This is a genomic window from Mycobacterium nebraskense, assembly GCF_002102255.1.
Classification (GTDB): domain Bacteria; phylum Actinomycetota; class Actinomycetes; order Mycobacteriales; family Mycobacteriaceae; genus Mycobacterium; species Mycobacterium nebraskense.
The window spans coordinates 1-4,236 of sequence record NZ_LQPH01000082.1 but is presented as its reverse complement, the minus strand read 5'-3'; the positions used below and the strand labels follow the sequence as shown (position 1 = coordinate 4,236).

Genomic DNA, 4,236 nt, shown 5'->3' with positions numbered 1-4,236 from the left:
CACTGGGTGCGGGAAGTCCACTGTGAATCCCCCCGGCGTGTCCGGAGACTTTCTAGGTTGAGACTCCGGCGTCTGCCGGGGTCTGGTGGTGGTGGGTCTGGTTTGGGTGGTGGTGGGCTGGGTAGTGGTGGCCCGTTGTCGTCGTTGATGAGTGGTGTTGGGTCGAATCCGGCGGCGTCGGGTTTGGGTAGCGGTGTTCCTGCGGCGAATCCGTTGTCGAATGCTGCGGGATCGTCGGCGCTGGGTAATCCGGCGGGGATGTTTGCTCAGGGGTTGTCTTCGGGTGCGTCGAGTGTGAGTCCGGTGTCTTCGGCGTCGCCGGCGGCGACGCCGGGTCCAGCCAGTGTTGGCGGTGGGTCTGCGGGTGGGTTGGCGGCGCCTGCGGCGGGTGGGGGTAGTCCGGCGGCGCCTGCGGCCGCGGGTGCTTCGGGTCTGCATGCGACTCCGGCTGCGGCTGGTGCGGGGCAGTCGGCAACATCGTCGGCGATGCCGACGATGTTGCCGTCGACGGGAATGGGTGCGGCACCGTCTGGTGCTGGTGCTGCTGGTGGTGCTGGACCGGCGGTGTCGTCGGCGGGAGCGTCGACGAACGCGACCACTGCTGCCGCGGGTGCGGCCGCATCGGGCGCGGCGGGTGGCGGGCAAGGCATTGCGGGTGGGACGTTGGTTCCGGGCGCGGTTGTCAGCCCGCTGGAAGCTGGACCCGGCAGGCGGCCATTGTCACGCGCCGCCCAGGAGGCCGCTCAGCTCGCACGGTTGCTGCAATACCAGTGCCGGTCGGTGTCGGCGCCGATTCATTGGGCAGTGGGTGTTTTTGAGTCCCGGGCTGATGCGGGATCAGAGACTGTGATCATGTCCGGGGAGGGGTCGGGTTACGTCCCGGCGGGTGTGTTCGTGCCGCGCACGGTGCGTCTGCTGGTGGCTGATGGGTTGGTAGATAGGGCTTTTCGTAACACCTGGTTTGGGTGCGTGGATCCCGCGCGGGTGTTGGTTGAGTATGCGCGGATGCGGGCAGCGACAGGTTGGGAGTTAGTCGCGGCCGCAACGAGCGACCAGAGTTCGTCTTTGCGGCAGTGCGGTGTAGAGCACGTGGAATCCTACGCGTTTCCTATGTCGGTCGCTGAGATCCCTCTTCCAGTTTTGGATGGGATGCACGTGCACCGGTTACAGCTTGAGTTCCCCGATCTGTTTGAGCGGCTGACGAACCTAAGCGCTGCGGATGACGCGTCGGCTCGCCGCATGATGATGGTATTGGCGCGTGACCTCATCGACGAAGTCAACGGGTTTCAACATTTGATCGACCTGCCGCGGACGTGGTCGGCGCTGGTGGCAGGTAACGAACCGAGCGCTGACGAGTGGGATAAGTTCCAGAAACTTACCGAATTGGAGTTCTTGGTGACGACAACGAAGCGGCCACCAGCGTGCCCGGTGGAGGTGTATCGGCAGGCGTGGATGGTGGGGCGGGCGATGGAAGTCGTGAGCGGGTTCGGCGATCGCCCACTCCCGTTGCCGGACATGGTGTATGCGCTGTCGGCGGCGTGGCCGGGTGTGGACGTTCGTCGGCAGGTCGAACCGTTGTTACGTGCGGCTGAACTCGACCTGGGCTGGTACTGATGACGCGAGTTGAGGCGTGGCAGCGGGGTCCGGATCAGTTGTGGTGGTCGATCGGGCAGTGCCACGGGGCGGTGACGGCTACGGTGCTGGCCGCTGCCTCGTGGGCGACGGCGGCGGCCAACTGGACGCAATGGCTGGCCGACGAAACAGCGTGGCGTAAGACGATCGCCGACGTGACCGGCGAGCGGTCAGTGCTGCACTGGGACAGCTGGTGCTTGCGCCCGCAGCCGGTGCCGGTGATGTCGTTGACGTACGCGAGTCAACTCGATGCGCTGCAAGCCAGCATGGATTGCAGTGTGTTGGCCTGGCAAGCTCAGGACGCCGCGGCGAGGTATGAAAGCCCCGAGACCGTGCAGCAACTTTGCGAGGTGTTGGCAGGTCATCGTCGGGAGCACCGGTCTCGAAGCTTCGACGGGTATGGCCTGGAAGGGCAAGTGTTGCTGCGGGATCTGGAGAAGCGTCGGGCGTCGTGGGCCGTTGCGGTTGGCGACGCGGCACACTTTATTGCGACTGCGGGGTTGCCGACGGTCGGTCTGGACGTATACGTGGGAACGATGCGAGATCTTGCCGAGCAGGCGGCACAGACCTTGCGTGGCGGGTACGCGGACTTGGTCGCGGTGATGCACGCAGCAGATGTGAGTGGGGCGTCGGAGTTGCCGGCCGACCCGATCGAGCGCACGCAGGTGCTGAACAGTGCCGCCTGCGCACTTTGCGCCTGGATGAGAGAACTTAAGGCGGGCGGGTGGAGTGACGAGGAACTTGAGACCGTGCTGTGCGAGCTTGAACCGGCGCACACCAGGTCGGTGGCGGAGTATCGGCAGATGACGTCATCCCTTTGAAGCCAGGGGATTCGCACCCCGATCCCCGGTGACGCGGCAGGAGAGCTGAGTTGAGGTTCACGGTTGGTAGAACGGCGAGTGCCGAGGACTTCTCATGTAATCACCGCCTGTTCGACGGTGACGGCGGTTGTGGGTCTAGCGGGAGTTTCCGCCCTTTGTAGTTGATCGGCGTGTCTTTTGTTGTGGTGCTTGGTTTTTGGTTGCCGTAGGTGTATTACCCATATATGGCTTCGATTGTTGGGAAGCGTCGTGGTCAACACACGTACTACTACCTGGTGGAATCGGCTCGGGTGGACGGCAAGCCGAGGATCGTGTCGCAGGAATATTTGGGCACCGCCGAGGAGGTGATGGCCAAGCTGGCGGGCGCGGCGAGCGGCGTGCCGGTGCGCAGCCAGCACAAACAGTTCGGCGATCTGGCCGGGGTGTGGTCGATGCTCGAGCGTCTGGACGTGGCCGGGATCGTGGACTCGGTCGCGCCGCGCCGCACCGACGCCACACTGTCGGTGGGCACCTACATCGCGTTGGCCACGGCGAACCGGGTGGTGGCGCCGTGCTCGAAGTTGGCGTTCGCGGATTGGTGGGCCACCACGGCCGGCTCCCGCTGGATCAAGGCCCCGCGCGGGGCGTTGGATCACCGCCGATTCTGGGACGCGATGGATCACCTGGACACCGAGGCGCTGCGACGTATCGAGACTGAATCGCCCTGGTTTTCCCGGAGGCTCGGGTTAATGGATTCCCACCAGGGGTTGGTCGGTCCGTGGTGCATCGTAGAACGCGGCCTCAAACTCGGTCGGCGGAACGTCGTTGAGGTAGCCGTGCAGTCGGCTGGTGTTGTGCCAGTGCACCCATCCCAGGGTGGCCAGTTCGACATCCTCGACGGTTTTCCAGGGACCGGTGCGGGCCGGTCCGTAGATCAGTTCGGCTTTGTAGTAGCCATTGACCGTCTCCGCCAGAGCATTATCGTAGCTATCCCCGATCGTGCCGATCGAGGGCGCCGCGCCGATCTCAGCGAGCCGTTCGCCATAGCGGATGGACGTGAACTGCGATCCGGCATCGGAGTGACATGTCAAGCCGGACAACGTGTTCCCGCGTGACCATCGGGCCATCTCCAACGCGTCGAGCACCATGGCGGTGCGCATGTTGGACGCTACCCGCCACCCGACGATCATCCGGGAGTGGGCATCGACGATGAAGCAGACATAGGCCACCCCGGCCCAGGTCGGGACGAACGTCAGATCCGTGACCCACAGTTGGTTCGGAGCGGTTGCGGTGAACTTGCGCTGGACCAGATCCGGGTGACGCGGCGCGGCCGGGTCGGGTTTGGTGGTGCGGACTCGTTTGCCGCGCCGTACGCCTTCGATGCCAGCGGCACGCATCAGCCGGGCCACCTGATCTCGCCCGACGTCATGGCCGGCGCGGCGGGCTGTTTTCCACAGCTTGCGCGCCCCGTAGACGCAGTAGTTGTCCTCCCAGAGCTGGCGCAGCGCTGGCCCAAGCTCGGCGTCACGCTGGGCTCGTGCCGACGGAGCCCGGGTCTTGGTGTCGTAGTAGGTGCTCGGGGCCACCGACACCCCTGCGGTGTGCAGGACGGTGCAGATGGGCTCGACCCCGAACTCCTCGCGGTGGGTGTCGATGAAGTCGACTATTTCTTGTGTTGGCGGTCGAGCTCCGCCCCGAAGAAACTCGCCGCTCGCTTCAGAATCTCGTTGGTTATCTGAGGTTCTCAGCGTCCTGTCGATGATGTAAACGACACGCGGTCCGGGGTGCGCCGAGATCCGTTGTG

Annotated in this window: 3 protein-coding genes, 2 pseudogenes and 1 other annotated feature; of the genes and pseudogenes, 3 read left to right on the top strand and 2 right to left on the bottom strand. The window is 64.8% G+C overall.

The genetic code is table 11. The features are described 5' to 3' along the window. Positions 1-266 precede the first annotated feature (266 nt). The gene (locus tag AWC17_RS09375) at positions 267-650 is read right to left on the bottom strand and encodes a hypothetical protein (protein ID WP_085164534.1); all 384 of its coding nucleotides are present in this window, start codon (positions 648-650) and stop codon (positions 267-269) included. Between the two features lie 202 nt (positions 651-852). On the opposite strand from AWC17_RS09375, the gene AWC17_RS09370 reads away from it, so the two are divergent. From AWC17_RS09370 to AWC17_RS34150, 3 genes and pseudogenes are all read left to right on the top strand, one after another. Beyond that, complete coding sequence (locus tag AWC17_RS09370) at positions 853-1,614, top strand: hypothetical protein (RefSeq protein ID WP_141224563.1); 762 nt, start codon at positions 853-855, stop codon at positions 1,612-1,614. Continuing rightward, positions 1,614-2,453 carry a hypothetical protein gene (locus AWC17_RS09365; RefSeq protein ID WP_085164530.1) on the top strand — a complete coding sequence of 280 codons (840 nt, stop codon included), beginning with the start codon at positions 1,614-1,616 and terminating at the stop codon, positions 2,451-2,453. Before AWC17_RS09370 ends, AWC17_RS09365 begins: the two co-directional genes overlap by 1 nt. 224 nt (positions 2,454-2,677) lie before the next feature. After that, positions 2,678-3,151, top strand: a pseudogene (locus AWC17_RS34150) (IS1634 family transposase); the annotation flags it as partial. 27 nt (positions 3,152-3,178) lie between these two features. Here AWC17_RS34150 and AWC17_RS09355 read toward each other — a convergent pair. Then, positions 3,179-4,161: pseudogene (locus tag AWC17_RS09355) on the bottom strand (IS3 family transposase); the annotation flags it as partial. Further along, positions 4,010-4,141, bottom strand: a sequence feature (AL1L pseudoknot). It overlaps the preceding pseudogene by 132 nt. Positions 4,162-4,236 lie beyond the last annotated feature (75 nt).